At 72.3% G+C, this 25,267-nt stretch carries 20 protein-coding genes and 3 pseudogenes; 7 read left to right on the top strand and 16 right to left on the bottom strand.

Annotated elements, in window-relative coordinates; all coding sequences use genetic code 11:
• Positions 1 to 891, bottom strand: an 891-nt coding sequence (locus P1P70_RS15285) for a hypothetical protein (RefSeq protein ID WP_319237468.1), incomplete at its 3' end; no start/stop codon positions are given.
• A 163-nt stretch (positions 892 to 1,054) separates the two neighbouring features.
• Between P1P70_RS15285 and P1P70_RS15290 the strand changes: the two genes are divergently transcribed.
• The gene (locus P1P70_RS15290; RefSeq protein ID WP_319237471.1) at positions 1,055 to 2,035 is read left to right on the top strand and encodes a hypothetical protein; all 981 of its coding nucleotides are present in this window, start codon (positions 1,055 to 1,057) and stop codon (positions 2,033 to 2,035) included.
• 183 nt (positions 2,036 to 2,218) lie between these two features.
• A complete protein-coding gene (locus P1P70_RS15295; protein ID WP_319237473.1) occupies positions 2,219 to 3,391 on the top strand; it encodes a hypothetical protein in 1,173 nt (390 codons plus the stop codon).
• A 59-nt stretch (positions 3,392 to 3,450) separates the two neighbouring features.
• Here P1P70_RS15295 and P1P70_RS15300 read toward each other — a convergent pair whose 3' ends face one another.
• Together P1P70_RS15300 and P1P70_RS15305 are read right to left on the bottom strand one after the other, a co-directional pair.
• Complete coding sequence (locus tag P1P70_RS15300) at positions 3,451 to 4,422, bottom strand: LLM class F420-dependent oxidoreductase (RefSeq protein WP_319237475.1); 972 nt, start codon at positions 4,420 to 4,422, stop codon at positions 3,451 to 3,453.
• Between the two features lie 96 nt (positions 4,423 to 4,518).
• Positions 4,519 to 5,400, bottom strand: a complete 882-nt coding sequence (locus tag P1P70_RS15305) for an LLM class flavin-dependent oxidoreductase (RefSeq protein ID WP_319237478.1) — start codon at positions 5,398 to 5,400, stop codon at positions 4,519 to 4,521.
• A 157-nt stretch (positions 5,401 to 5,557) separates the two neighbouring features.
• Between P1P70_RS15305 and P1P70_RS15310 the strand changes: the two genes are divergently transcribed.
• Positions 5,558 to 6,352: a methyltransferase domain-containing protein gene (locus P1P70_RS15310; RefSeq protein WP_319237480.1), complete on the top strand. Its 795-nt coding sequence runs from the start codon at positions 5,558 to 5,560 to the stop codon at positions 6,350 to 6,352.
• Positions 6,353 to 6,358: 6 nt separating this feature from the next.
• Here P1P70_RS15310 and P1P70_RS15315 read toward each other — a convergent pair.
• A pseudogene (locus tag P1P70_RS15315) lies at positions 6,359 to 6,436 on the bottom strand (cupin domain-containing protein); the annotation flags it as partial.
• A gap of 72 nt (positions 6,437 to 6,508) precedes the next feature.
• Entirely contained in the window at positions 6,509 to 7,078 is a 570-nt protein-coding gene (locus P1P70_RS15320) for a snapalysin family zinc-dependent metalloprotease (RefSeq protein WP_319237482.1), read from the bottom strand.
• A 161-nt stretch (positions 7,079 to 7,239) separates the two neighbouring features.
• On the opposite strand from P1P70_RS15320, the gene P1P70_RS15325 reads away from it, so the two are divergent.
• Both P1P70_RS15325 and P1P70_RS15330 read left to right on the top strand, forming a co-directional pair.
• Positions 7,240 to 7,884: a hypothetical protein gene (locus tag P1P70_RS15325; RefSeq protein ID WP_319237485.1), complete on the top strand. Its 645-nt coding sequence runs from the start codon at positions 7,240 to 7,242 to the stop codon at positions 7,882 to 7,884.
• A gap of 2 nt (positions 7,885 to 7,886) precedes the next feature.
• Positions 7,887 to 8,981: a protein kinase family protein gene (locus P1P70_RS15330; protein WP_319237488.1), complete on the top strand. Its 1,095-nt coding sequence runs from the start codon at positions 7,887 to 7,889 to the stop codon at positions 8,979 to 8,981.
• Here P1P70_RS15330 and P1P70_RS15335 read toward each other — a convergent pair.
• The 4 genes and pseudogenes from P1P70_RS15335 to P1P70_RS15350 form a co-directional block, all read right to left on the bottom strand.
• Positions 8,968 to 11,004: a calcium-binding protein gene (locus P1P70_RS15335; RefSeq protein WP_319237490.1), complete on the bottom strand. Its 2,037-nt coding sequence runs from the start codon at positions 11,002 to 11,004 to the stop codon at positions 8,968 to 8,970. The genes P1P70_RS15330 and P1P70_RS15335 overlap by 14 nt on opposite strands.
• Entirely contained in the window at positions 10,961 to 11,515 is a 555-nt protein-coding gene (locus P1P70_RS15340; RefSeq protein ID WP_319237492.1) for a hypothetical protein, read from the bottom strand. The genes P1P70_RS15335 and P1P70_RS15340 overlap by 44 nt, the downstream gene beginning before the upstream one ends.
• 186 nt (positions 11,516 to 11,701) lie before the next feature.
• Positions 11,702 to 12,070: a hypothetical protein gene (locus tag P1P70_RS15345; RefSeq protein ID WP_319237505.1), complete on the bottom strand. Its 369-nt coding sequence runs from the start codon at positions 12,068 to 12,070 to the stop codon at positions 11,702 to 11,704.
• Positions 12,071 to 12,233: 163 nt separating this feature from the next.
• Positions 12,234 to 12,725: pseudogene (locus P1P70_RS15350) on the bottom strand (sulfotransferase); the annotation flags it as partial.
• Positions 12,726 to 12,898: 173 nt separating this feature from the next.
• Here P1P70_RS15350 and P1P70_RS15355 point away from each other — a divergent pair.
• Complete coding sequence (locus P1P70_RS15355) at positions 12,899 to 13,189, top strand: hypothetical protein (RefSeq protein ID WP_319237494.1); 291 nt, start codon at positions 12,899 to 12,901, stop codon at positions 13,187 to 13,189.
• Between the two features lie 13 nt (positions 13,190 to 13,202).
• Here the strand turns inward: P1P70_RS15355 and P1P70_RS15360 are convergent, their stop codons facing one another.
• On the bottom strand, positions 13,203 to 16,427 hold the full coding sequence (locus tag P1P70_RS15360; RefSeq protein ID WP_319237496.1) for a glycosyl hydrolase family 95 catalytic domain-containing protein: 3,225 nt from the start codon (positions 16,425 to 16,427) through the stop codon (positions 13,203 to 13,205).
• A 221-nt stretch (positions 16,428 to 16,648) separates the two neighbouring features.
• Here P1P70_RS15360 and P1P70_RS15365 point away from each other — a divergent pair, with 221 nt between their 5' ends.
• Positions 16,649 to 17,464 carry an SAM-dependent methyltransferase gene (locus tag P1P70_RS15365; RefSeq protein ID WP_319237498.1) on the top strand — a complete coding sequence of 272 codons (816 nt, stop codon included), beginning with the start codon at positions 16,649 to 16,651 and terminating at the stop codon, positions 17,462 to 17,464.
• A 31-nt stretch (positions 17,465 to 17,495) separates the two neighbouring features.
• On the opposite strand, the gene P1P70_RS15370 is transcribed toward P1P70_RS15365, so the two are convergent.
• The 6 genes and pseudogenes from P1P70_RS15370 to glyA all read right to left on the bottom strand — a co-directional run.
• The gene (locus P1P70_RS15370; RefSeq protein WP_319237500.1) at positions 17,496 to 19,274 is read right to left on the bottom strand and encodes an ABC transporter permease subunit; all 1,779 of its coding nucleotides are present in this window, start codon (positions 19,272 to 19,274) and stop codon (positions 17,496 to 17,498) included.
• A gap of 6 nt (positions 19,275 to 19,280) precedes the next feature.
• Positions 19,281 to 20,801: an ABC transporter substrate-binding protein gene (locus P1P70_RS15375; RefSeq protein ID WP_319237504.1), complete on the bottom strand. Its 1,521-nt coding sequence runs from the start codon at positions 20,799 to 20,801 to the stop codon at positions 19,281 to 19,283.
• 93 nt (positions 20,802 to 20,894) lie between these two features.
• Positions 20,895 to 22,184: a D-inositol-3-phosphate glycosyltransferase gene (mshA, locus tag P1P70_RS15380; RefSeq protein ID WP_319237502.1), complete on the bottom strand. Its 1,290-nt coding sequence runs from the start codon at positions 22,182 to 22,184 to the stop codon at positions 20,895 to 20,897.
• Positions 22,185 to 22,270: 86 nt separating this feature from the next.
• Positions 22,271 to 23,104, bottom strand: a pseudogene (gene fdhD / locus P1P70_RS15385) (formate dehydrogenase accessory sulfurtransferase FdhD); the annotation flags it as partial.
• 52 nt (positions 23,105 to 23,156) lie between these two features.
• On the bottom strand, positions 23,157 to 24,539 hold the full coding sequence (locus P1P70_RS15390) for an L-serine ammonia-lyase (protein ID WP_319237503.1): 1,383 nt from the start codon (positions 24,537 to 24,539) through the stop codon (positions 23,157 to 23,159).
• Positions 24,540 to 24,609: 70 nt separating this feature from the next.
• Positions 24,610 to 25,267, bottom strand: a 658-nt coding sequence (gene glyA, locus P1P70_RS15395) for a serine hydroxymethyltransferase (protein WP_413471475.1), incomplete at its 5' end; no start/stop codon positions are given.

Below are 25,267 nucleotides of genomic sequence, written 5' to 3' on the forward strand. Positions count from 1 at the left end.
GGTGGGTAGGGCGGCCCCGCTGGAGCCACTGCCGGGCGTGCCCGTGCCCTTGGTCCCGCCGTTCTCGCCGGACGGCGTCCACAGCTCGCCCGTCTGGGGATGGACCGGGACGAGGAGGAGGTCCGCGTCGGCGGCGGGGCGGCCCGGTCCCGCCAGGGCGGCGCGCAGCTCCGGTGGGCCGGCGGGCAGCAGGGCGTCGAGGGCACGTCGGAACACCTCCGCGGTCGGGCCGTCCGGGACGGCCACCGGGCGACGCTCCGAGGCCGCCAGCAGGTGGGCGAGCGCCCGGCCGGCCGCCGCCTCCCACTGCGGGCTCCACGACCACCAGTGCGTCGTGCCCGCACGCCCTCCCCAGGCGGCGATCGGCTCGTACGGTGACGTGATCAGCGGCGTCTCCATCAGCTCGGACCAGGACAGCGGCACGACGTCGCCGACGCGGCGGCGCTGCACGACGTTCGGGGCGAGCCACACCGCCTGCCAGAGCGAACAGTCGTCGATCCTGCTCGCCACGGGCAGGCCGCACGCCTCACAGGCCATGTTGGGACCGTCGGCCCCGTCGAGACCGCAGCAGTACCCGCCGGCCTTCTCGGGGATCAGTCGGGTGCCGCGGACATCCCCGGGAGCGATGACGACCGCGCCGGGCGGGCCGTCGGACAGGGCTTCGACCGGCGCGTGGATGCCGCGGGCCGTCGCCTCGTCCGGGTCGATCTCCTCCCACCTCCGCCATGGCGGGCCCGAGGGCTCCGCTTCCACGGCGAACGTGCCCGGCTCCATCAGCACCGGCAACTGAATACCGTTGCCGTACTTCTGATGGGCGCGGACCGGCAGGGCGACCTGGGACAGCGGGGAGGTCAGCCTGGCACCGCACCCCGCACACGCGAAAACGAACAAATGTCCTCCGCTGGGAAACCAGGTGGCATCGTCGCAGTTCGGCGACGGCGGACCAACGGGTTTTCTCCTTCGGGGCGGTGTCGCGGCGCCGCCACCTCGCGGAGTGCGGCGCCGTACTGTGCGAGGGGCACGCTCGCCATCCGACGACGAGGAGAAGCAGGCTGTGAAGGTCGAGATCCAGTCGGACGTACGCGACACCGCCGCCCGGCTCGGCGCGGGGGCCGCCTACGCGTTGAAGGTCCTGGCCGGGCGGTTGGCCGACGATCCCGACCTGGGGCGGCCCTCGCGATTGCCCGGCATCCTGACGGCGACGGTCGACGGCTCGATGTTCGAGGACTGTCCCGATCTCTCCGTCGGCTACATACGGGAGCCGGACCGCGTCGAGATCCGCTTCCTACGAGCCGTCCCCGCCCCCGAGCCCTCCACGGCCCCCCTCCAGGACCCGGGCGAGGAGCGGAGCCCGGACCACGGACAACCCGCCGACCCGGCTGCCGTCGCGGTCGTCGTCCGGGAGGTCGCCGACGCCTGGCAGCGCATCACGCGCCGGGTCAAGCGCGACGCCCCCGACTCCTACGCCGCGCTCCGGATCGGTGCCAGGCCCTCCGCCATCGCCGCCCTGGAGGACGAACTCGGCGTCCGGATACCCGCCGAGCTGCACGTCCTGTGGCTGCTGACGGAAGGTGACGACGGGGTCCACGGGGTCGACGGGGTCGACGGCCGGGGCTGGGGATGTCTGCCGGGCGGTGCGGCGCTGATGCCTCTGGATGCCGTGGTGGACCTCTACCGGCTGAAGATGGGCGCCCAGGCCCAGCAGGAGACCCTCGACGCCGAACTCCCCGAGGACGAGCGCGTCACCGTCTGGAAGGCGACCTGGATCCCGCTGATCTCGCACAGCGCCGCCGACCGCACCTCGGGCCTCTACCTGGACACCACGACCGGCCATCTGGGCCGCTGGTCCCGCAACCACGAGCCACCGGCCGACGAACTCGACACCCTGGTCACGTACTTGGAAGAGGTCGCCGACATGCTCGAAGCCCCGGCTCTGGCGACCCGGGACCAGCCCGGCCTGATCGGCGGGGCACTCGTCTGGCACAGCGGCCTGCGCGAACCACTGCCGGGCCGTTGGCAGCCGTTGACGGACTGAGAGCGACCGCACGGCGGCGCGCTTGTTCGACGGTCCCACGTACGCTCCAGGGCTTTTCCCCCTTCTCGGTGGAGTGACGGCCCGCGCGACCAGCGCGGCGAGGGCGGCGGGACCCCCCGTGATCTGCGCGAGGTAGCGGCGGGGATACTGGTGGCGCACGTGCCCCTGCTTCCCGATGGACTCATGCCGACCTCCCCCACAGCTCGTCCCACGACTCCCCCGACGGTGTGGCCGGCTCGCGGCCGCCATATCGGACCCGACGCGGAAGACGTCCTCCGTCGCACGCTCCGGCAACTCAAGGACAGTCAGGTCATCGACGACTTCCTCGAAGTGCCCGACCCCGGGGGCGAGTCCCCCGAGCGGGTCTTCGAGGCCCGATGGCGGGTCGCCGACGACGTGACCGTCCGCGCACGGCTCGCCCTCTCGCCCGATCTGGGCGGCGGGCGGGAGTGGACCCTGCTCGCCGAGGCGGAACAGCGGTGGGATCCGGCGTGGCCGTCCCCCGTCACCCGGTTCTGGCCCGAGTACGGCGACTGGGACCACGACGCCGCCACCGGCCTGTCGCTGAGCAGGATCAACGCCCTTCCCGAGGACGACAAGGACGTACGGCGCGTGCTGCGGGACGCCGGGCGCGGGGGGTGGTGCGTCCACGTCGTCGTCCACGAGGCGATGACCACGGACGAGCGCGGGAAGCTGCCCCTGGCGCGCTGGCTGTCGCCGAGTCTGCGCCACCGCGTGGTCGAGCACCGCGCCGCCCCGCACCAGGTGCGGGTCGTGAACTGGGCGCTGCGTGAGTTCGACGCGGAGGTGCCGCGGGGCGGTGCCGTGGTGCTGTCCGGCGCTCCGGTCCCCTCCGGCTACGACGCCGAGGACTTCACCGTCCGCACGGTGTTCCTGGACGGGTCGGAGCCGGTCGACCTCGTCGCGGCGGTGACGCGGTTCGCCGCGCTGTCGCGGCCGCTGCCGGACGGCGCCGACGAGGCCCTCGCGGCGCTCCGGGACGACTGGCACCTGCTCACTCTTGAGGAGGAACTCGTCCGGGAGCGGAAACGGGTGGCCATGTACGCCGAGGCGCTGGAGGCCATGACCGCGTCCCGGGACCTGTACCGGGAGGCGACCGAACGCGCCCATGAGGCGCTCGCCGCCTACCGTGAGTCCGCCGAGGCCGCCCCCGCCGCGCCGCAGCCGTCGGGGAAGCCTGCGGTGTCCCCGTTCCAGCAGCTGGCGCGCACCCTGGAGCGTTTCAAGGGCGGCGCCAAGGCCGCGCGTCCCGCCGCCACCGAACAGGGCGAGGAGGCCGAGCCCGCGGACGGGGGCCGGCCGACCGGCTCGGAGCCCCGGAGCGACGGGGCGTAGCCGCTGCCCGGCGACCCGCGCGGGCGAAAGCGTCGGGCGACACCACGCGGGCGAAAGCATCAGGCGAAGGTGTCGCGCAGGGCGGGCAGGAGGGTCTTCTCCGACCAGTCGAGGTACGCGGGCTGGGACTCGCCGCCGATCTGGACCAAGGCGATCTCGGTGAACCCGGCCTCGGCGTACGGGCGTACGGCCTCGACGAACGCCTCGGGGTCGTCGCCGCACGGGATGGACGCGGCGACGTCGTCGGGCGTGACGTACTGCGTGGCCGCCGCGAAGGAATCCGGGTGCGGGAGTTCCGAGTTGACCTTCCAGCCGCCGCCGAACCAGCGGAACTGGTCGTGCGCACGCCGGACGGCCGTGTCGCGGTCGGGGTCGTAGCAGACGGGAAGCTGCCCCACGCGCGGCTTGCCCGTGCCGCCGTGCCGGTCGAACGCCTGGAGCAGCCCGGCCTCGGGCTCCGTGGCGATGACCAGGTCGCCCAGCCGGCCCGCGAGGGAGCACGACTGCTCGCCGGAGACGGCGATGCCGAGCGGCGGCGGGTCGTCCGGCAGGTCCCACAGCCGGGCGGACTCCACGTCGTAGTGCGTGCCGTGGTGGTTCACATGGCCGCCGTCGAAGAGCGCCCGGATGATCTCCACGGCCTCTTCGAGCATCTCGTGCCGTACGTTCACGGACGGCCAACCGCCGCCCACCACGTGTTCGTTGAGGTTCTCCCCGGAGCCGAGCCCCAGCCGGAACCGCCCCTCGGACAGCAGCTGCATCGTCGCCGCCTTCTGTGCCACCACCGCCGGGTGGTAGCGGAACGACGGGCAGGTCACGTACGTCATCAGCGGAATGCGCGAGGTGGCCTGGGCGGCCGCGCCCAGCACACTCCACGCGTAAGGTGAGTGACCCTGCGAGCGCAGCCACGGGAAGTAGTGGTCGGAGGTCACCGAGAAGTCGAACCCCGCGCCCTCCGCCCGCACCACGTGGTCGACGAGGTCACGGGGGCCGGCCTGCTCGGTCATCATCGTGTAGCCGATTTGCACCATGTGCGGCGGGTCCCCGCCCGAGCGGATCAAAAACAGCCGACGGGGACCCTGTCACGCAGTGGAGCCGGCGAAGCTCAGGTGGTGGCTTCCCGCCGCTCAGGTGGTGGCTTCCCGCCGGGCCGCGAGCACGGCCTCCAGCTGCGCCAGCGGGTCCTCGCCAACGAAGCGCAGGACGACCGTGTCGGCGCCGGCCGCCGCGAGTGCGTGGACGGCGTCGGCGGCCCCGCCGGCGTCACCGGAGACGGTGAAGACCTCCTCCTGGGGGCGGCCCAGCCAGGCGCCGTGGCCCTCGGTGTGCGGGTGGAGGGTGCGGGCGACCTCGTCGGGGTCGTCGCCGACGCACGCGAAGGCGAAGACGATGAGTGTGTGGTCGGCGGTCGCGCCCCCCTTGGCGGTCAGCTCGCGGGTGTGTTCCAGGTCGCGCGGCCCGTGGCCCTCGGCGATCAGCGTGCCGTCGGCGACGCGGCCGGACAGTTCGAGGGATCGGGGGCGCACCACGCCCGCGACGACCGGCGGGACCTCGGTCGGCGGGTGGACCAACTTCACTCCGTCCAGCCGCACTTCACGCCCCGTCAGTTCGACGCGCTCACCGCGCAGCAGCGCGCGGACGGAGGTGATCGTCTCCTCCAGGAGCGCCAGCGGGGAGCGGGGCGCGACACCGACCTGGACCATCCATTCCCGTACGCCGTGCCCGATGCCGGCCACCAGGCGGCCGGGGAACACCCGGGCCAGCGTGGCCAGTTCCATCGCCAGCAGGGCCGGGCTGCGCAGCGGGGCGGGGGTGATGCCGATGCCCACCCGCAGGCGGTGTGTGGCGCCCAGGGCGACGGCCGCCGCCGAGACGCCGCCGTTCCAGCCGAGGTCCTCCACCACCCACAGGTCGTCCACCCCGAGCGCCTCGGCCCGCCGCGCGAACTCGGGCAGTCCTTCCGGGGCCCAGTCGCGGTCGTACATCACACCGATCCGTACGTTCGTCATACGGGGGAACCTACGTGGCGGACGACGAGCGGATCAACGGCGTATCCGGCCCCGCCGCCCGGCTGTCGTCCTGCGAAACGCCGTGTGCGTCCCGCAGGGTCCACGGAGGCGTCGCACCGCGCACAATGAGCCACCGACGAACCTGGGAGGAACCGCGGTGGCCGACTACTCACTGACCCTCGACGACTCGGAGATCGCGCGCTACCGGCTGATGGCCGACATCGCCGAGCGGCGTGAACGCGAGTTGTGGGCGGCGGCCGGGGTGGCGCCCGGGGCGCGGATCGCGGACGTGGGATGCGGGCCGGGCGCGCTGTCCGTGCGGTTGGCGGACGTCGTCGGGCCCAAGGGTGCCGTGTGGGCGGTGGACCGCGACGCGGACGCGCTGTCCGTCGCCACCGCCCTCGCCGAACGCTCGGGCGTCCGCGTCCACACGGGCACCGGGTCCGCCGACGCCACCGGCCTGGCCGAGGGCACTTTCGACGTGGTGATGCTCCGTCATGTGCTGGCCCACAACGGCGGCCGGGAGCAGGCGATCGTGGACCATCTCGCCGAGCTGGCCAGGCCCGGCGGCGGCGTGGTGTACCTCGTCGACGTCGACGCGACCGGTTTCCGGCTGCGGGGCGCGCCCGCCGCGTACGACGAGATGGACGAGCGCTACCGCGAACTGCACCGTCGCCGGGGCAACGACCTCGCCGTCGGTACCCGGTTGGACGAACTCCTCACCTCGGCCGGTCTCGACGTCATCGCCTACGAGGGCCACATCAACGTCATGACTCCCCCGCCCGGCATGCGCGGTCCCGCCTGGGCGGCCCGGGACGCCCTGCTCTCCGAGGGTCTCGTCACCCCGGACGACATCGCCCGCTGGGACGACGCGTTCGCGGACGTCGGACAGGACCTGAGCGGCCTGCGGTTCTTCGGCAACACCTATGTAGCCGTCGGCCGCCGCGCCTGAGGGGGGTCACTCGAAGGAGCAGCCCGGGTTCGGGGCGTCCTCGGAGAACGGGGAGCCGTGCGGCAGGACGTACGGGACGACCAGGCCCGCGATCTCGCCGACGCGCCGGATCACGCCCGGCCGAGCAGCGTCGGCCGGGCAGCGATCGCGCGTGGGTCAGTCCACGATCAGGTCGGGGAGCGCCTCCGGGGTCCGCCCGGCGAGCAGGCCGCCGAAGTTGCCCTCGACCTCCGCCTTCTCCGCCGCGTTCGGGTACGGGTTCGTGCACGCGGTGCCGGCGGTGGAGCCGGACATCAGGCTGGAGCACGGTCCGGGCTTGCGGTCGGGCAGGCCCAGGATGTGACCGAGTTCGTGGGCGGAGATCCTGATCGTGTCGTAGCCCTGCTGGACGGCCTGGCGCCCGATGTAGACGGTTCCGTTGCCCAGGGTCGTGGTCTGGGCTCGCGGCCAGCCGTTGTCTGCGAGGACGCGGATGTTGGCGCGTTGGCCGGCCGCCGCCGGCCGGAGTTCGACGCCGTCGACGCTCTCGTTCCAGATCGCCGCGCCCCGGTCGACGGCGCTCCTGAACTCCGCGGAGCCGCCCGCGTCGTAGGTGAGGACACGGGCGGCCAGGGGGGCGTCGGCCGCGACGGGAGCGGCGGCGACGGCCTGGCCGCTGGTGAGGGACAGGGACAGGGACACCATCAGGGCCGCTGTCAGGCCGCCGGTCAGCGTACGGATGTGCATGATCGACCTCCTTGCGGGGGAAGGTTAGTCGTGCTCATGACAGTAACGGTTCGCTGCCCGGACGGGGTGGAGATGAATCCTCAATCTCCTGCCTGTTCGGTCCGTGAGAGTCTTGCTCCGATCATGGTCGACCTATTGATGTCGAGGCCGGAGGACAGGACATGGATATCAACCGGCCCGGGCTGGGCGGGGATCTGCCGGCGGCGGACGTGCTGTGGGCGCGGTGGGCCTTGATCGCCGTGCTGGAGGCGACCACCGCGGACGAGGAGGAGCGTCACCACCGCGTGGGGACCTGGGTGGACGACGAGGGGCTCCATCTGGACGACTGCGGCTGCACCTGGTGGAGCTTCGCGCCGCGTGGTGCGGGGCGGTACGTGCTCTTCGGCGAGGACGAGTCGAGTGGGGTCAAGTGGCACGAGCCGCCGATCGACATGTTCGCCGGAGCCCCCGACTGGCTCCCCCACGAGGAGCTCCGGGATCTGTTGTCGGGCAATCAACTGGGCTGCGTCTACTGGTTCGAGGACGGGAGTTGGACCCGTGCTCCCTACCCGGCGACCCTCCACGACGACGGACTCGACTGCGGTATGAGCCGCTTCGTCGACCGCAAGGACGTGCTCAGGACCATCGCGGACGAGGACCACGGCGCCATGCCCACCCATGACGCCGAGACACTGCTGGCACACGCCGAGGGTTGCCGGCTCACGCCGGACCTGCTGATGTCGCTCGTCAACGAACCCGACTGGCGTGAGCTGGACCGCCCCGCCATGACCAGAGCGCTACGTCTCGCCGGCCTGGAGCGGACCTAGCCATGCCGCGCGAGACCCGCCTCGCCAAGCACCGCACCGTCTCCGCGACGCTGGCACAGCACGGCGACCGTGAACTGCGGAAACTGGTCGACACCGCCACCCCGCTCGGCACCGGCATCGGCGGCACGTCGGTCCTGCTGGACGTCGACGGAACACCGGTCTTCGTCAAGCAGGTCCGCCTGACCGATATCGAACGACGCCCGGAGCACGCCCACTCCACGGCGAACCTCTTCGGGCTGCCGGTCCACTGCCAGTACGGCGTCGGCAGCGTCGGCGGGCCGGGGTTCGGAGCCTGGCGGGAGCTGGCCGTGCACACCATGACGACGGGCTGGGTGACGTCGGGGGACTCCGACTCCTTCCCCCTGCTGCACCACTGGCGTGTCCTCCCCGACGCCGGCCGGCCGCTCCCCGGCGAACTGGCGGACGTGGAACGGGTCGTGGCCTACTGGGGCGGGGGCTCGGGGATACGCCGCCGGGTCGAGGAACTGCGGCACTCCTCGGCGAGCCTCACGCTGTTCCTGGAGTACATCCCGCAGAACCTGCACGACTGGCTGGGCGTTCGGGTCGCGGCCGGTGACGAGGCGGCCGAGCGGGCCTGCGCCATGGTGGAGGAGGAGTTGGAAGCCGGCGTGTCGTTCATGAACGACCGCGGGCTGCTGCACTTCGACGCGCACTTCCAGAACATCCTGACCGACGGCCGACGGCTCTACTTCACCGACCACGGCCTGTCCCTCTCGTCGAGCTTCGAACTCGCCCGGGACGAGGCGGACTTCTACGACGCGCACCGCACCTACGACCGGCATTACGCCGTCACCCACCTGGTGAACTGGCTGGCCGTCGCCCTGTACGGGTACGCCCCGGCGGAGCGTCGGGAGTTCGTGCGCGCCTGCGCCCGGGGAGAGCTCCCGGCGGACGTCCCCGAGACGATCGCGGCGATCCTGGCCCGGCACGCGCCGGTCGCCGCCGTGATGGGGGACTTCTACGACCGCTTCCGCCACGAGAGCCGGGCGACCCCGTACCCGCTGGAGGCACTGGGCCGGGCCTCGCACGGCGACGCGCGGGGCCCGGAGTCCGGTCGGTGGGTCAGGGGCAGCTGAGGCGGGTGTCGCCCGCGTCCGTGGTGCAGGTGTCCGTGTTGGGGCCGCCGTTGGCGGTGTCGTTGCCGGAGACCTGGTCGACCGTGTTGAGGTTGTCGGTACCGAAGTTGCCGATCAGGTTGTCGGTGCCGGGGCCCGCGTTGAGGGTGTCGTTGCCGTTGCCTCCGTCGACGCGGTCGTTGCCGTGACCGCCGTGGACGGTGTCGTTGCCGGAGCCCGCGTTGACGGTGTCGTCGCCGCCGAGGGCGCAGATCACGTCGTTGCCGAAGGTGCCGGTGATGTTGTCGTTCCCGCTGGTGCCGATACGGGTGCAGCCACGGGAGTTGTTGACCGTGGTGGTCGCCGTGGCGGTGTTGTCGCCGGTGTTCGGGTCGGTCTGGGTGGCACCGACCGTGGCCCGGTCGGTGAGGGCGCCGGTGGCCCGGGGTTCGGCGGCGACCGTGACGGTGGCGGCGGCTCCGGGGGCGAGGGTGCCGAGGGCACAGTTCGCGGCGGTCGCCGTCGTCGTACAGGTGCCCGAGGTGGTGGTCGCCGAGACGACCGTGGCGGCGACCCCGCTGAACGTGTCGGAGAGGGAGACGTTGGTGGCGGAGGTCGTGGTGCTGTTGTTGGTCACCCGCACGCTGTAGGTGGGACGGTCACCGATGGCGGCCGTGGTGGGGCCGGACTTCGTCACCGCCAGGTCCACGCCGGTCGGTGGCGGCGGGACGGTGCCGCCGCCCTCGAAGCGGGCCAGGGCGAAGTCGGCGTTCGGCCCGCCCCCGCCCGCGGCGACGATCCCGCCGCCGGACTGCAGGGCCACGGCGCGGGCGCTGTCGCTGCCGCCGAAGTCGGCGGTCGCGACGCCCCCGGTGCCGAAGCCGCTGTCCTGGCTGCCGTCGGGGTTGTGGCGCAGCACGGCGAAGTTGCCGTTCGTGCCGCCGGCGGTGACGATCCGTCCGTCCGGCTGGAGCGCCATGTCGTAGGCGAAGGCACCGGGTGTGAGGACCCGGCCGTCCCCGTCGAAGCTCGTGTCCAGCGTGCCGTTGGCGGTGTAGCGGGCCAGGGCGACCCGGTCGTCGCTGGAACCGCCGGCGACGATCCTGCCGTCGGACTGGATCGCCAGTGCCCGCACGCCGTCGTAGGCGCCGAAGTCGGTGCGGACGATGCCGGCGGTGCCGAAGCCGTTGTCCACGGTGCCGTCGGCGTTGAGGCGCATCAGCAGGAAGTCGAAGCTGGTCGATCCCACCTCTCCCCCGACGACGATCTTCCCGTCGGACTGCAGCGCCAGGCTGCGGGCGCCGCCGCCCGCCTCCTGGGTGTTCGGTGTCGCGTCGACGGTCACCACGCCGTCGCCACCGAACGAGGTGTCGGGGGTGCCCTGGGCGTCGAAGCGGGCCAGGGCCACGAATCCCCCGCTGTAGCCGGCCGCCACGATCCTGCCGTCGGCGTCGATCGCCACGTCGAGGGCCTCGGTGGGGCCGCCGATGTCGGCGAAGACCCTGCCGTCGCCGCTGAAGGTGTCGTCCAGGGTGCCGTCGGGGTTGTACCTGGCCACCACGAACCAGCAGCAGTCCTCGTACTCCCGCCAGCTCATGCCCACCACGACGATCTTGCCGTCGGGCTGCAGGGTCACGGCGTTGGCCTCGCTCCACTGGAGGCTCGGGCCCATGTTGTTGATCGGGGTCGTGACCCGGCCGTCGCCGCCGAACCCGGTGTCCGGGGTGCCGTCGGGGTGGTGGCGGGTCAGGGCGAAGTGGCTCTCCGTCACGGAGTAGTCGGCGGAGGCGCCGACCGACACGATCTTCCCGTCGGGCTGTACGGCCACGTCGTTGGCGTGGTCCTCGTCGGCGAAGCCGGTGAGGACCACGCCGTCACCGCTGAAGGTGGGATCCAGGTCGCCCGGGGCCGCGGCGGCGGCGGCGGGGAAGGACAGGACGAGTGCCAGGACGGCGGCGGCGACGGTGCCGGCCCGGGCCGGGAAGGACCGGCGGGGGCGTTCACCATGTCGCCGCCACGCTGGTCGCGCATGAGGTGTGAGCATGTGCGACAGCCTTCCGCCCTTCGCACACGCGGACGGACGCCCGTTGCGGCATTGCACCCGCCCGGCTGCGGCGATTCCATCCGGCTGGGCGAGTGCGGGCGAAGACGACCAGGCGCAGCAGTGCGAAGCGTGCGCCGCCGGCGAGGGCGGAGGCGGACAGGTAGACGGCCTGTTCGAGCACCGGTTCGGGTGCCGCCACCAGCAGGTGCAGGACGGCCATCGCCCCGCAGGTCGCCGCGTACGCGGCCGTCGCGGAGCCGGCCGCCTGCGCGTGCTGACGCCAGGTCGCGCGCCCGCCGGCCCCGAAGGTGAAGCGTGCGTGCAACTCGGTGGCGAGCAGCGTGGAGGCGGCCGTGATCAGGGCGTTGGCCAGGGCCCAGGGGATCCAGGTGGCGAGGGCCGCCACGGCGAAGCCGGCGCCGAGCCCCACTCCCCCGCCGCAGATCACGAAGCGGGCGAAGGCGGTACGGGCGTCGGGGCCCTCCTGCCGTCGGCTGTGCGCTGCCCCCATGACCTGCCCCCTCGATCGCCTACCGTTTCCTGATACAGAAACGCTACGTTGCGTTCATTGTTTCGGCAACGCACTTATTGCGTGAGGAATCGATTTAAGCAGCTCAGGGTCATAATTCATTGCAACGACCACACGATCAACGCAACGACACCAGCACGCAACCGTTGCAACTGATGAAGGCGAACGCTATGCCTCCAGGGCGCGCGCACCCGGGGCGCAGGTGTCCCGCAGGACGGCGCGCTCGGTGGCGGGCAGGGTGGCCGCGGAGCCTCGCCGGCCGTGGTCGAGCAGTGCGGTACCGGCGTGCAGCCACTGCGGATCGGGCGCCACACCGATGAACGCCGCCAGGCGGGTCAGCTCTTCGACGGGGTGGTCCAGGAGGGTTTCGTAGGAGAGGGAGGCGCGCCGGTCCTCGGGGAGCCGGCGGAGGAACTCCGTTCCCTCGGTGACGAGTTCGGACCACAGGGTGCCGAAGGTCCGCAAGGGGATGTGCCGGTCGCGCACGAGGGACGGGTCGAAGCGGTCGTCGAGCAGGGGTGCGAGGTCCGGGGGCAAAGCGCGGACGTGGTCGGGGGGTCAGGTCGGCGAGGCTGTCCACACCGGAGCGGGTCCTGATCTCACGGAGCAGGCAGATCGTGCGGTACCCGGGGTGGCGGCTCATGGACAGGGCGCAGTCCGGGCCGTCGCGGAACATGTGTACGAACCCGGCCTGTGGGAAGGCCTCCCGCAGGCCCGGGGCCCAGCCCGTCGAGTAGCCGGAGCGCTCCACGACGGCGGTGCGTCCGAGGCGTTCGCAGAGCAGACCGAACAGGGCCCGGTGGTGCTCGGCGGCGGGGCGCCGCGGCCACCGCACCACCGCCGTGCCGAGTGCGTCCAGGAGCGCGTCCGGGTCGTCGGTGAGGTGGGGCAACACCATCAGGGAGAGCGCGGGGATGCCGGAGGTGCGCGCCGAGTACCGGCCGGGGCGTCGGGTGTGCAGGAACTCCGGCAGTGGCAGCCCGCTGCGGATCATCCGCTCGAAGTGCGGCGCGGGCCGGGAGAGCGCCTGCCAGAACTCCTCGCCGCCCACCTGACCCGAGGGGAAGGCCGCGTCGCCCACCGAGGCCATGTACTCGTTGAGGCTCAGTACGTCCGGGTGGGCGTTGAGGATGCGTGACAGCGCCGTCGAGCCGCTACGCCCCGTGCCGAAGACGAAGGTCAGAGAACGCATGATCCCCTCTCACAGGGTGGAGGCCGACCCCGGCGGGTGCCCCAGCCGGTTCAGTGGTGACCGGGGCAGCCTCGCACGCCCGGGAGAACCACGTCGATCGGATCGAACACCACTGCGAGCACGCGGAGTTGACGGTGCGGTGGGTGCGTGCCCGGACCCTTATGATCTTGGGCATGACTGTGCAGAACGTTGACAGAACCCTCTCCCGTAAACAGCGGCTTCAGGAGAAGCAGCGCCGCCAGTTGTCGGTCGTCGACACCGTGGACAAGGCGGAGGGCAAGGTCCGCAAGGCGGAGGCCGAACTCGCCGTGGCCGTCACCGAGGCGGTGCAGGTGTTCGGGGACGAGCAGTCCGCGTCCGAGGCACTCGACATGTCGGTCGAGGCGATCCGGCGTTTTCTGCACATGGCGCGGAACGAGGCGGGCGACGCCGACACCCCGGCCGAGGCCGCCGCCAAGTCCTGAGCCCGCGCCGCCGTCAGGGCCTGCGCGGCCTCACCTTGATGTCGGTGCCGTTCAGACGGACGGTGACCCTGTCCCTGTTCCGCGCCCGGTCGGCCACGATCTCGTAGGACGTGACCCTCCCGTCGCGCCACTCGCAGCCGACCTCGTAGCCGCCGCGGGCGCGCAGGCCGGTGAAGGATCCCTTGGCCTTCCACGCGTCCGGCAGGGCGGGCAGCAGGTGGATGCTGCCGTCGTGGCTCTGCAGGAGCATCTCCGCGACGGCCCCCGAGATGCCGAAGTTGCCGTCCATCTGGAAGGGCGGATGGTTGCAGAACAGGTTGGGCAGCGTGTTGTAGCTCAGCAGGCCGCGCAGCATGATCCGGGCCCGGTGCCCGTCGCCGAGGCGGGCGAAGAGCGCGGCGCGCCACGGCCAGGTCCATGAGCGGCGGCTGTCGCCCGACACCGTCGCCGCCGTGAACGGGACCCCGTCCTTCTCACCGCAGCGCGCCTTGAGGGAGACGAGGGCGGCAGCCGCGAAGTCGGGTGTCCTCGGGGTGATCTGACGGCCGGGATAGACCGCGAACAGGTGCGAGGTGTGGCGGTGGATGTCGGTGGGGCTGTCGATGTCCTCCTGCCACTCCTGCAACTGCCCCCACCTGCCCACCTTGTTGGGCGCCAGGCGGGACTGCATGTCCGCGATCTTGTCCCGGTAGTCGGGGTCCGCGTCGAGAACCGCTTCGCAGTCGAGGTAGTTCTGGAACAGGTCCCAGATGATCTGCTGGTCGTACATGACGCCGTCCTCGCGGGGCCCGTGCTCCGGGGACCAGCCGTTCGGGGCGACGAGGAGTCCGTCCGCGCGTTCCTTGAGGTGGTCCTCCCAGAACTGGCAGATCTCCTTGATCATCGGGTGGGCGAGGTCACGCAGATACTTCAGGTCCTGGGTGAACGCCCAGTGTTCGTAGAGGTGTTGGGCGTACCAGGCGCTCGCGACGGTGTTCCACTCCCACGCGTTGCCGCCGAAGATGCTCTGGCTGGTGCGAGCGGTCCAGCCGCGTGTGTCCGCGCCGAAGGCGTTGCGGGTGGCCACCCGGCTGGGCACCGCCACCTGCTCGATGAACCCGACGAGCGCCTCGTGGCACTCCGGCAGGTTCGTCGTCTCCGCTCCCCAGTAGTTCATCTGGATGTTGATGTTGGTGTGGTAGTCGGCGGCCCACGCAGGCTGGTTGCTGTCGTTCCACAGGCCCTGGAGGTTGGCGGGCAGGCCTTTCGGGCGGGAGGAGCTGATCAGCAGGTAGCGGCCGTAGTCGAACATCGTCTGTTCGAGCGTCGGGTCCTCCCCGCCGGCCGCGTAACGGGCCAGCCGGGCGTCGGTCGGCAGGGCGACGACGGCGTCCTCGGAGGTGCCCCAGTCGACCGAGACCCGGTTCATGAGGGCGCGCGTGTCGGTGGTGTGCCGCTTGCGCAGCGCGGCGTAGGAACGGGCGGCGGCCTTGTCTAGGGCCCGGTCGATGCCTGCCTGCGGATCGGTTCCGCGCCACCCGGCGGCGGCGTCGAGCCGGTAGTCGGTGCGGGCGTCCAGGAGCAGGGTCAGCGTCGTGCATCCGCTGAACCGGAGCAGCGACCCGTCGGCGCTGAAGTCTCCGTCGGTGTGCACGGCCCGGACGGTGCACGCGTGCTTGAGGCCGTTGCCCATGACACCGCTGAAGGCGATCCGGCGGGCGTCGGCGTCCACGGTCGTCGGGGCCTGATCCTGACCGGAGGCCAGCGAGATCGCTCCGGAGAGTCCCTCGGGCGCCTCCGTCGTGTACCGGAAGACCATGACGTCGGCGGCGCGGCCGGCGAAGGCCTCCCGGACGACGCGTCGTCCCGGTGCGCCGAAGCGGGTGGTGTGGACGCCGTCGACGAAGTCGAGGGCGCGCCGGTAGTCGACGACCGTGCGCCGGGTGCGGGTGTCGAAGTCCTCGCCCACCAGGGCGATCTCGGCGATCCGGCAGCCGCGTGCGGAGGCGTCGGGGGTCAGGGTGAGCCGGTAGACGCGGTAGGCCGTGGCGTTGGTGAACCGGAAGGTCCGCGTCTCGCCCCGGTCGGCGAACGGCCCGTCGGGCCGCTGCGTGTCGAGGGTCACCCAGGTGCTCCCGTCCTTCGAGGCCTCCAGCGTCCAGTGCCGGGGGTCCTCCCCCGGGCGGTCCGGGGCCGCGGTCAGGGTGTACGAGGTGACGGCGACCGGGCGGGGCAGGTCGGCCTGCCAGACCAGCGCGGGTGAGGTTCCGGCGACCCACCAGACCGTGGCCGGGTCGCCGTCCACGGAACGTGAGATGTCCGTGGGCGTGGACCGGCCACGGGAACCACGCCCGGACCCGGTTCCCTGCGCGGACCCCTGGGCGCTCGGTGATGACAAATACACCGCATCGGTCGCGCCGAGGTCGACGCCGGTCAGGCCGATCTCGCTGACCTGGAAGTGGCTGACGCCGGCCTTGGGGACGAAGTCGAACCGGTAGAAGCGGTAGGCGGCCGGGGCCGCGCAGGTGAACCGCTTCGTCTGGAAGCGGCTCTCGAAGGGCGCCGCCGACGTGCGGCTGTCCAGCACGGTCCAGGCGTCGCCGTCGGCGGAACCGGAGAGCGTCCACTCCTGCGGGTCGCGCTGCGGCACGTCGTTGGCACTCGTCAGCCGGTACGAGGCGACCTCCACGGGGGCGGGGAGCTCGACCTGCCACCGCACCTCGGCGCCGGGCCCCTCGACGCACCACTTGGTGGCCGTCTCGCCGTCGTACGTCTTGTCGACGCCCTCCGACGGGGAGCTGTTGTACGGTCCCCCCGGAGCCGTGACCCTGGCACGGGGCGCGGCGGCGAAGGTGAGCACGAGGTCACCGAAGTCCCGGTACGAGCCGAAGCCCTTCATGCCGGTGTCGAAGTCGCTGTCCGGCTTGCCGGCGAGGGCGTTGTCGTAGTCGTTCACCCCGCCCCAGAGGCTCTGTTCGTTGAACTGGACGCGCTCCTCGTGGGGGTCGGAGAAGAGCATGGCGCCGAGCCGGCCGTTGCCGATCGGCAGGGCCTGCGCCTCCCAGTTCCTGGCGGGGACGGTGTAGTGCAGCGCCTCGCGCGACAGCGCCGGCCATCGGAAGGCCTCCGGGGCGCGGGTCCCGGCGGAGGACTGGGCCGTTGCGGTGGCGGCCGTCAGCCCGGTGGCCAGAGGTGCGAAGGCGAGGGCACCGCCGAACTTGAGGAGGCTTCGTCGCTGCGGTGGGGATTCATCGATCACGGTGAGAGCTCCCGGCCCATTCATCGGCTCTTTCACGGCAGTTGCGTCGCCACATCGACCTCGGTCGTGGGCTGGATCATCGTTGCCGGAAAATACATCGGATGTCTAGGGGTGTGCGCGAACACCGGGCAGAGGGCAGCGGCACAATGACGTCATGTCACGCCACACGGGCCCCAACTGCCCGCCGTCATCGGACCTTGGGCGTGCCAGGAGAGGACCACGTGAGCGAGGAGCAGGCCGCCGACATCGCGCGCGAGCGCCCGGACACCACGACGGCGCACAACGCCCGCGTCTGGAACCACTGGCAGGGCGGCACGGACAACTACGAGGTCGACCGGCAGGTCGGGGACCACGTCGCCGGCATGATCCCCGTCATCCGTGACATCGCCTCCGCCGACCGGCGCTTCCTCGTCCGGGCGGTGCGCCATCTGGCCGAGGAGCGGGGGATACGCCAGTTCCTGGACATCGGCACCGGACTGCCCGCGCTGGAGAACACCCACGAGATCGCCCAGCGCGTCGCACCCTCGTCGCGGATCGTGTGCGTCGACAACGACCCGGTCGTGCTCGCGTACGCCCGCACCCGGCTGACCAGCACCGAAGAAGGCGCCGCGGCCTACATCGACGCCGACGCCCATGACCCGGACACGATCCTGCGCGTCGCCGGGGAGACACTCGACCTCGGCGAGCCCGTCGCGCTGATGCTGCTCGGCATCCTCAACTTCGTCCTCGACGACGCCGAGGCCCGCGCCATCGCCCGCCGGCTCCTCGCACCGCTCGCCCCCGGGAGCTTCCTCGTGCTGACGCACCCCACGACCGAGCCCGAACTCGGCGGCGACCTGCAACGGGAGGCCATGGAGTTCTGGAACGCCCACGCGAAGCCACCGGTCACCGCCCGCAGCAGCGCGGAGATCGCCCGGTATCTCGACGGTCTGACCGTCCTGGAACCGGGCCTCGTCCCGTGTTCGCTGTGGCGCCCCGCCCCCGGTGACGAGCCCACGGTGGTACCGCAGTTGGGCGCGGTGGCGCAGAAGCCCTGACCCCCGGCCGTGCGCGGGCCGGCCCGACAGCTCAGCCTCGGGTGCCCTGCCGCGCCCGGCCGCCGCGCCCCCAGCCCGTGGCGGAGACGGCGAGGACCGAGAGCAGGACGAGGGCGGCGGACGGGCCCAGGACGGTCCAGGGGGCCAGTTCCGCGTACGGCTGGTTCTCCGAGAGGAGGCGGCCCCACTCGGGGGTGGGCGGCTGTTCGCCCAGGCCGAGGAAGCCGAGGGAGGCGAGGACGAGGACCGTGGTGGGCAGGCGGAGCAGGGCGTTGCGTACCAGGGCGGGCACGACCGCGGGCAGCAGGTGGTGGCGCAGCAGGTAGGAGGGGCCCGCGCCGAAGGAGATCGAGGCGAGCAGATGTCCGCTGGCCCGTTCCTGTTCGAGCAGCGCGGCGGTCTGGGCGGCGTACGGGGTCCAGGCCACCACGCACACCGCGCACGCGGCGCCCCAGACCGACGGGCCGGTCACGGCGGTGGTGAGCAGTCCGGCGAGGACGGCCGGCATCGTCGAGACCACTTCGGTCAGGCCGGCCCCCAGTTGTGCCGTCGTGCCGATCACCAGTCCGACGAGGGCGCTGACCACCGTGACGGCGAGGGCCACGCCGACCGTGCGCAGGGCTCCGTGACCGAGCCGGGCCAGCAGGTCGCGGCCGAGCGAGTCGGTGCCGAGGGGGTGCGCGAGGGAGGGGGGCAGCAGCCGGGCGGCCGGCTCGACGTGCGACGGGTCGCGCAGGAGGCCGGCCACGACCAGGGCGAGGAGGGTGGTGGCGCAGACCCCGAGGACCCAGGGCAGCGATCGGGGACGCGGGAGCCTGGGCGGGTGCAGGGCGGGCAGGGCGCCGTCGCGCAGGGCGGGGCCGAGCAGGGCGCGCCGCAGGACCTGGATCAGGAAGCCGGCACAGACGCCGAGCAGGACCAGGGTCAGGGTCGCGGTCTGCAGCGGCGGCATGTCCTGGGCGGTGGCCGCGTCCAGCGAGAGACGGCCGAGACCGGGGATGTTGAAGATCTTCTCGACCGCGACCGCGCCGCCGACCAGGGCGACGACGGTCGGCAGGAGCTGTGGGAGCACGCCCGCGAGGGCGCTGCGCAGTGCCGTACGCGCGATGCGGCCGCCCGAGCACCCGTGGGCGCGCCAGGTTCGTGCCCAGGGCTCGTTGAACGCGGCGGGCAGCGCCTGGTCGAGCAGTCCGCCGATCATGGCACCGGAAGGGACGCCGAGGGCGAGGGCGGGCAGCACCATCGACCCGGGACCCTCCCAGCCCTGGGAGGGGAACCAGCCGAGCCACACCCCGAGGACCGTCGCGAGCAGCGAGGCGAGCACGAACTTGGGCAGCGCGGCCAGTACGGCGGCAGCGCCGCCCGCCCGCTTCCACAGCAGCCTGCGCCGGGATCCGAGGTACAGGGTGCGGGCACAGACCAGCGCGGCCACCGCGATCGTGACCGCCAGCGCGCCGAGCATGAGCGTGACGGAGACCGCGAGGGCCGTCGTCACCTGCGGCAGAACCGGTTCGCCCGACACCCAGGAGGTGCCCGCGTCCCCGTGCCCCAGTCCGCTCAGCCATCGTCCGAAATGGGCGAACGGTCCTTCGTCCAGGCCCAGTTGCTCACGTACGGCGGACAGCTGGGCCGGGGTCGGGTCCTGGTCGGCGGCGCGGGCGCGCAGCACGGTGAGGGCGGGGTCGACCCCGGACAGCCAGGGCAGGAAGGCCACGGCCGACAGCAGGGCCGCCGCTGCGGCGACGCGGCCGGCGCCCGCCCGCCAACGGGTGGGCAGGCCCTGGGCACCGGCCGTCGACGAGGTGCTCATCGGCGGTTACTTCAGTCGGGTGTCGACGTCGACCAGCGAGCGCTCGCGGGGGTCGAGGAGGACGCCCTCGACGTCGGCGGAGATGCCCTGGACGACCTTCTCGTGGACCAGCGGCACCACGGCGTCGGTGCGCAGGATCTCCGCCTCGGCCCGCATGATCTTCTTCTGCCGCTCGGCCGTGTCGCCCTCCTCGGCGGCGGACTTGACGGCCCGGTCGACCTCGCCGTCCTTCAGGCCGGCGATGTTGTAGACGCCGCCGGCGGTGTAGTCGCTGGCGAGGTAGGCGACCGCGTCGCCGGTGTCGAGGAGCGTGACCCGGGAGAAGACGAGGGCGTCGTACTTGCCCGCGAGGAGGTCGGCCTCCATCTGGGTGTACTCGCGCACGTCCTGCTTCACCGTGAACCCGGCCTTCTCCAGCTGCTGTTGGAGGACGGTGGCGGCCTCGGGGAGTTCGGCGCGGTTGGTGTACGTGGCCAGGCGCAGGGTCCTGCCCTTCGTCTCGGCCTTCACCTGTGCGGTGGTCGCGGCCTTCGCCCGGCCCGTCACCTCGACCCGCCGGTCGGCGGCCCAGGGGACGGCCGGCCCGAACAGACCCTGCGCGGGGTCGGCGTAGCCGCCGAAGACGGAGTCGACGAGGACTTCGCCGTCCACGGCCTCGCGGGCGGCGGCGCGCAGACCGGCGTCGGTGAAGAGGCCGCCGCCGGTGTTGAGGACGAGGCTGTCGGTGCGCACGGAGGGCACTTCGTGGCGGGTGTCCTCGTCGAGGAGCTTCGCCTGGGCGGTGGGGATCCACTCGGCGATGTCGACGTCTCCGCCGCGCAGGGCGTTGGCGCGGGCGGTGCCGTCGGCGATCCAGGTGACGTCGATGCCGGACGTCTTGGCCTTGCCGCCCCAGTACCCGTCGTAGCGGCTGAGCGCGGCCTTGGTCTTCCCGGTGAGCCGGGTGATCTCGAAGGGGCCGGTGCCGGTGCCCACGGGGCTGACGGTGCCGTCGTCGCCGTACGCCTTCTCGGCGAGGATGCCGAGGGCGGGGCTGGCGAGCCGCAGCGGGAGGACCGGGTCGGCGGTCTTGGTGGTGATGGTGACGGTGTCGGCGTCGTCGGCCTCGGCGGTGAGCGTCACGTCGCTCAGTACGCGCGGCTTGGTCTTGGCCGCGTTCGCGTGGTCGAGGGCGCCGACCACCGACTCGGCGGTGACGTCGGTGCCGTCCTGGAACGTGGCCTTGCGCAACTCGAAGACCCAGGTCGTGGCGTTCTTCCGGGTCCAGGACCGCGCCAGGGCGGGGGCGGCGGCACCGTTCTCGTCCAGGGCGGTGAGGCCTTCGGCGACGGAGAGCTTGCTGAGTACGGTGGCGTCGTTGCTGTACGGCGACAGGGCCTGCACCGGCGGCATCGCCAGGGCTATCCGCAGCCGGCCCGAGGCTCCCGACCCGCCGCTCGCGTCGGCCCCCTCCTCGCCTCCGGCGAAGCAACCGGCCAGCAACGGGGTGAGGGTGAGGGCTGCCAGGAGGCGGCGGGGAGTGCGCATGGTGGTCCTGTCGTACGGAGAGCGGATCACGCATGAATATAAGGCAAGCCTTACCAATCTCCGCACGGGGGTCCGTGCCGCACGGCGCAGCCCCTACTCGGCCCGGTGGGGCCTGCGTTCGCGCAAGGCCGACCTGTACACCTCTGCCGTCGCCTCGGCGGCCGAGGTCCAGCCGAAGGAGCGGGCGTGGCGGGCCGCCGCCTCGTTCATCCGGGCCGCGCGGGCGGGGTCGTCGGCGAAGCCGGACAGGGCCCGCGCGTAGTCGGCGGGGTCGTGACCGGGTACGAGCACTCCGCTCGCCCCGTCGCGTACGGCCACCGGCAGGCCGCCGACCCGGGCGGCGATCACCGGGGTGCCGCAGGCCTGGGCCTCGACGGCCACCAGGCCGAAGGACTCACTGTGGGAGGGCATGACGAGGACGGACGCGGCCCGGTACCAGTCGGCGAGCCGGTCCTGGTCGACGGGCGGCCGGAACAGCACCACGTCCGAGATCCCAAGCCGGGCCGCCAGCTTCTGCAGCCCTTCCGGCTCGGTCAGGCCGCTGCCGCTCGGCCCACCCACCACCGGAACCACCAACCGCTCACGCAGCCGCGGCCGTTCGGTCAGCAGCCCGGCCACGGCCCGCAGCAGGACGTCCGGCGCCTTGAGCGGCTGGATGCGGCCCACGAACAGCGGGATCAGCGCGTGTTCCGGCAGTCCGAGACGGGCGCGGGCAGCGCTGCGACCTGCCGCGATGCCACGGGCGTCGGGCCGGAAGCGGTCCAGGTCGACGCCGGGATGGACGACGGCCACCCGCGCGGGGTCGGCGTCGTAGTGGCGCAGCAGCTCGTCGGCTTCCTCACGGGTGTTGGCCATCATCCGGTCGGCGGCCCGTACGATCTCGCTCTCGCCCCGGACCCGGGCGGCGGGTTCGGGTGTGTCGCCCTCGGCGAGGGAGGCGTTCTTGACCCGGGCCATGGTGTGCATGCTGTGGACGAGGGGGACGCCCCACCCCTCGGCGGCGAGCCTCCCGACGTGGCCGGAGAGCCAGTAGTGGGAGTGGATGAGGTCGTAGTGGCCGGGCGGCTGACCGGCCCAGGCCCGCTTCAGGCCGTGCGCGAAGGCACACAGGTGGGCGGGCATGTCCTCCTTGGCCAGGCCTTGGTAGGGGCCGGCGGCCACGTGCCGGACCAGGACGCCGGGGGCGAGTTCGACGGTGGGCGGGAGCGCGGCGGAGGTGGCCCGGGTGAAGATCTCCACGTCTGTGCCGAGCGCGGCGAGGCGTTTGGCGAGTTCGACGACGCACACGTTCATCCCGCCCGCGTCGCCGGTGCCCGGCTGGTGCAGCGGCGAGGTGTGCACGCTGAGCATGGCGACACGGTGGAGTGCGTCTCGCCCGGTCATGGGCCGGCTCCGGTCGTGGCCCCGGCCGTGATCTCAGCCGTGGCCCCGGCCGTGACCCCGGCCGTGACCCCGACCGACGCCCCGACCGAGGTCTTCAGATCGAGGCGGCGGTCGCCCGCGTACACGTTCATGGAGCCGCCGCGCAGGAAACCGACGAGCGTGAGCCCGGTCTCCGTGGCCAGGTCCACCGCGAGGGAGGACGGCGCGGAGACGGAGGCCAGCACGGGGATGCCCGCCATGACGGCCTTCTGGGCGAGTTCGAAGGACGCCCGACCGGAGACCAGCAGGATGCTCCGCGACAGCGGCAGTTCACCGGACCGGAGGGCGCGGCCGACCAGTTTGTCGACGGCGTTGTGCCGGCCGACGTCCTCCCGCAGGTCCAGCAGTTCGCCCTCGGGCGAGAACAGCCCGGCGGCGTGCAGGCCGCCGGTCCGGTCGAACACCCGCTGCGCGGCCCGCAGTCGGTCGGGCAGGAGGGCCAGCAGGTCGGGGGTGACCCGGACCGGGGGCGTGTCGTCGAGGGGCCAGGCCGCGGTGGTCCGTACGGCGTCGAGACTGGCCTTCCCGCACAGGCCGCACGAGGACGTGGTGTACACGTTGCGCTCCAGCGTGATGTCGGGCAACGGCACGTCGGGGGCGAGGCGGACGTCGACGACGTTGTAGCTGTTCCCGCCGTCCTGGCCGGCGCCCGCGCAGTACACGATGTTCGCCACATCCGGGGCCCGGCTCAGGACGCCCTCGCTCACCAGGAACCCGGCGGCGAGGGCGAAGTCGTCGCCGGGTGTGCGCATGGTGACGGCCAACGGTCTGCCGTTCAGGCGGATCTCCATCGGCTCTTCCGCGACCAGTGTGTCGGGGCGGGTGCTCGGTTCCCCGTCCCGGATCCGCAGTACGCGCCGACGTTCGGTGACCCGTCCCATCGCCTCACTCCTCGGTTCTGCCGTCGAGGCCGGAGCCGGTGCTCCGCTGCGCTCAGCACTCGATGACGTTGACGGCGAGACCGCCGCGGGCGGTCTCCTTGTACTTGACCTTCATGTCGGCGCCGGTCTCCTTCATGGTCTTGATGACCTTGTCGAGGGAGACGTGGTGACGGCCGTCGCCGCGCAGCGCCATACGGGCGGCGGTGACGGCCTTCACCGCGGCCATGCCGTTGCGTTCGATGCAGGGGATCTGGACGAGGCCTCCGACGGGGTCGCAGGTGAGGCCGAGGTTGTGCTCCATGCCGATCTCGGCCGCGTTCTCGACCTGTTCGGGGCTGCCGCCGAGCACTTCGGCGAGTCCGCCGGCGGCCATGGAGCAGGCGGAGCCGACCTCACCCTGGCAGCCGACCTCGGCGCCGGAGATGGAGGCGTTCTCCTTGAAGAGGAGGCCGATGGCACCGGCGGCGAGGAGGAACCGGACGATGCCGTCGTCGTCGGCGCCCGGCACGAACTCCAGGAAGTAGTGGAGGACGGCGGGGATGATGCCGGCCGCGCCGTTCGTCGGCGCGGTGACGACCCGGCCGCCGGCGGCGTTCTCCTCGTTCACGGCCATCGCGTAGAGCGTGATCCACTCCATGGCCCGGGCCAGCGGGTCGCCCTCGCTGCGCAGGGCGCGCGCGGCCGCGGCGGCCCGGCGGCGGACCTTGAGACCGCCGGGGAGGATGCCCTCGCGGCCCAGTCCGCGCGCGATACAGGCCTCCATGACGTGCCAGATCTCCAGGAGGCCCGCGCGTATCTCCTCCTCGGTGCGCCAGGCCTTCTCGTTCTCCAGCATCAGCGCGGAGATGGACAGGCCGGTCTCCCGGGTGAGCCGCAGCAGTTCGTCGCCGGTGCTGAACGGGTGGCGCAGCACGGTGTCGTCGAGTTTGATCCGGTCCGCGCCGGCCGCTTCCTCGTCGACCACGAAGCCGCCGCCGACGGAGTAGTACGTCTTCTCCAACAGGAGTGCGCCGTCGGTGTCGTAGGCGTAAAGGATCATGCCGTTGGCGTGGTACGGCAGTGACCGCCTGCGGTGCAGGACCAGGTCGGCCGAGGTGTCGAAGCCGATCTCGTGCGCGGGGCCGATCTCGGCGCCGAGGAGACGGATGCGCCCGGTGGCGCGGATCCGCTCGACGTCCAGGTCGGCTCCGGCGACGTCGACCGTGTGCGGCTCGTTGCCCTCCAGGCCGAGCAGCACCGCCTTGGGGGTGCCGTGGCCGTGGCCGGTGGCACCGAGGGAACCGAACAACTCCGCCCGCACGGCGGCGGTCTGGGCCAGCGCCCCGTCCTGCTTCAGTCGCCTGACGAACAACCCGGCGGCGCGCATCGGGCCCACGGTGTGGGAGCTGGACGGGCCGATGCCGATGGAGAACAGGTCGAAGACGCTGATTGCCACGCCACGCTCCGTGGAGTTGGAGGGGACGTGCCGATCGGTGTCGGCACGCCCGCTGCGGGAGGTTGTCGGGTTACAGGCCGGGGTAGAGCGGGTGCTTGTCGGCGAGCGCCTTTACCCGGGCCTTGAGCGCCTCCACGTCGTAGGACGGCTTCAGCGCCTCGGCGATGACGTCGGCGACCTCGGTGAAGTCCTCGGCGGTGAAGCCGCGGGTGGCCAGGGCGGGCGTGCCGATGCGCAGGCCGGAGGTGACCATCGGCGGGCGCGGGTCGTTGGGGATCGCGTTGCGGTTGACGGTGATGCCGACCTCGTGGAGGCGGTCCTCGGCCTGCTGCCCGTCCAGTTCGGAGTTGCGCAGGTCGACCAGGATCAGGTGCACGTCGGTGCCGCCGGAGAGGACGTCGACGCCGGCCTCGCGGGCGTCCGGAGCCGTCAGCCGCTCGGCCAGGATCCGCGCGCCCTCGACGGTGCGCCGCTGGCGCTCCTTGAACTCCTCCGACGCCGCGACCTTGAACGACACCGCCTTCGCCGCGATGACGTGCTCCAGCGGCCCGCCCTGGAAGCCCGGGAAGACGGACGAGTTCAGCTTCTTCGCGAACTCCTTCTTCGCCAGGATGATGCCGCCGCGCGGCCCGCCGAGCGTCTTGTGGGTGGTGGAGGTGACCACGTCGGCGTAGGGCACCGGGTTGGGGTGCAGCCCGGCCGCGACCAGACCCGCGAAGTGCGCCATG

It is taken from the genome of Streptomyces sp. MB09-02B, from assembly GCF_033794485.1.
Classification (GTDB): domain Bacteria; phylum Actinomycetota; class Actinomycetes; order Streptomycetales; family Streptomycetaceae; genus Streptomyces.

Coding starts and splice junctions, on each gene's coding strand:
- P1P70_RS15355 (WP_319237494.1), top strand. CDS start 12,899: ATGACTGTGCAGAACGTTGACAGAACCCTCTCCCGTAAACAGCGGCTT.
- P1P70_RS15320 (WP_319237482.1), bottom strand. CDS start 7,078: ATGCACATCCGTACGCTGACCGGCGGCCTGACAGCGGCCCTGATGGTG.
- P1P70_RS15300 (WP_319237475.1), bottom strand. CDS start 4,422: ATGGTGCAAATCGGCTACACGATGATGACCGAGCAGGCCGGCCCCCGT.
- P1P70_RS15370 (WP_319237500.1), bottom strand. CDS start 19,274: ATGAGCACCTCGTCGACGGCCGGTGCCCAGGGCCTGCCCACCCGTTGG.
- P1P70_RS15305 (WP_319237478.1), bottom strand. CDS start 5,400: ATGACGAACGTACGGATCGGTGTGATGTACGACCGCGACTGGGCCCCG.
- P1P70_RS15375 (WP_319237504.1), bottom strand. CDS start 20,801: ATGCGCACTCCCCGCCGCCTCCTGGCAGCCCTCACCCTCACCCCGTTG.
- P1P70_RS15325 (WP_319237485.1), top strand. CDS start 7,240: ATGGATATCAACCGGCCCGGGCTGGGCGGGGATCTGCCGGCGGCGGAC.
- P1P70_RS15295 (WP_319237473.1), top strand. CDS start 2,219: ATGCCGACCTCCCCCACAGCTCGTCCCACGACTCCCCCGACGGTGTGG.
- P1P70_RS15330 (WP_319237488.1), top strand. CDS start 7,887: ATGCCGCGCGAGACCCGCCTCGCCAAGCACCGCACCGTCTCCGCGACG.
- mshA (WP_319237502.1), bottom strand. CDS start 22,184: ATGACCGGGCGAGACGCACTCCACCGTGTCGCCATGCTCAGCGTGCAC.
- P1P70_RS15340 (WP_319237492.1), bottom strand. CDS start 11,515: ATGGGGGCAGCGCACAGCCGACGGCAGGAGGGCCCCGACGCCCGTACC.
- P1P70_RS15335 (WP_319237490.1), bottom strand. CDS start 11,004: ATGCTCACACCTCATGCGCGACCAGCGTGGCGGCGACATGGTGAACGC.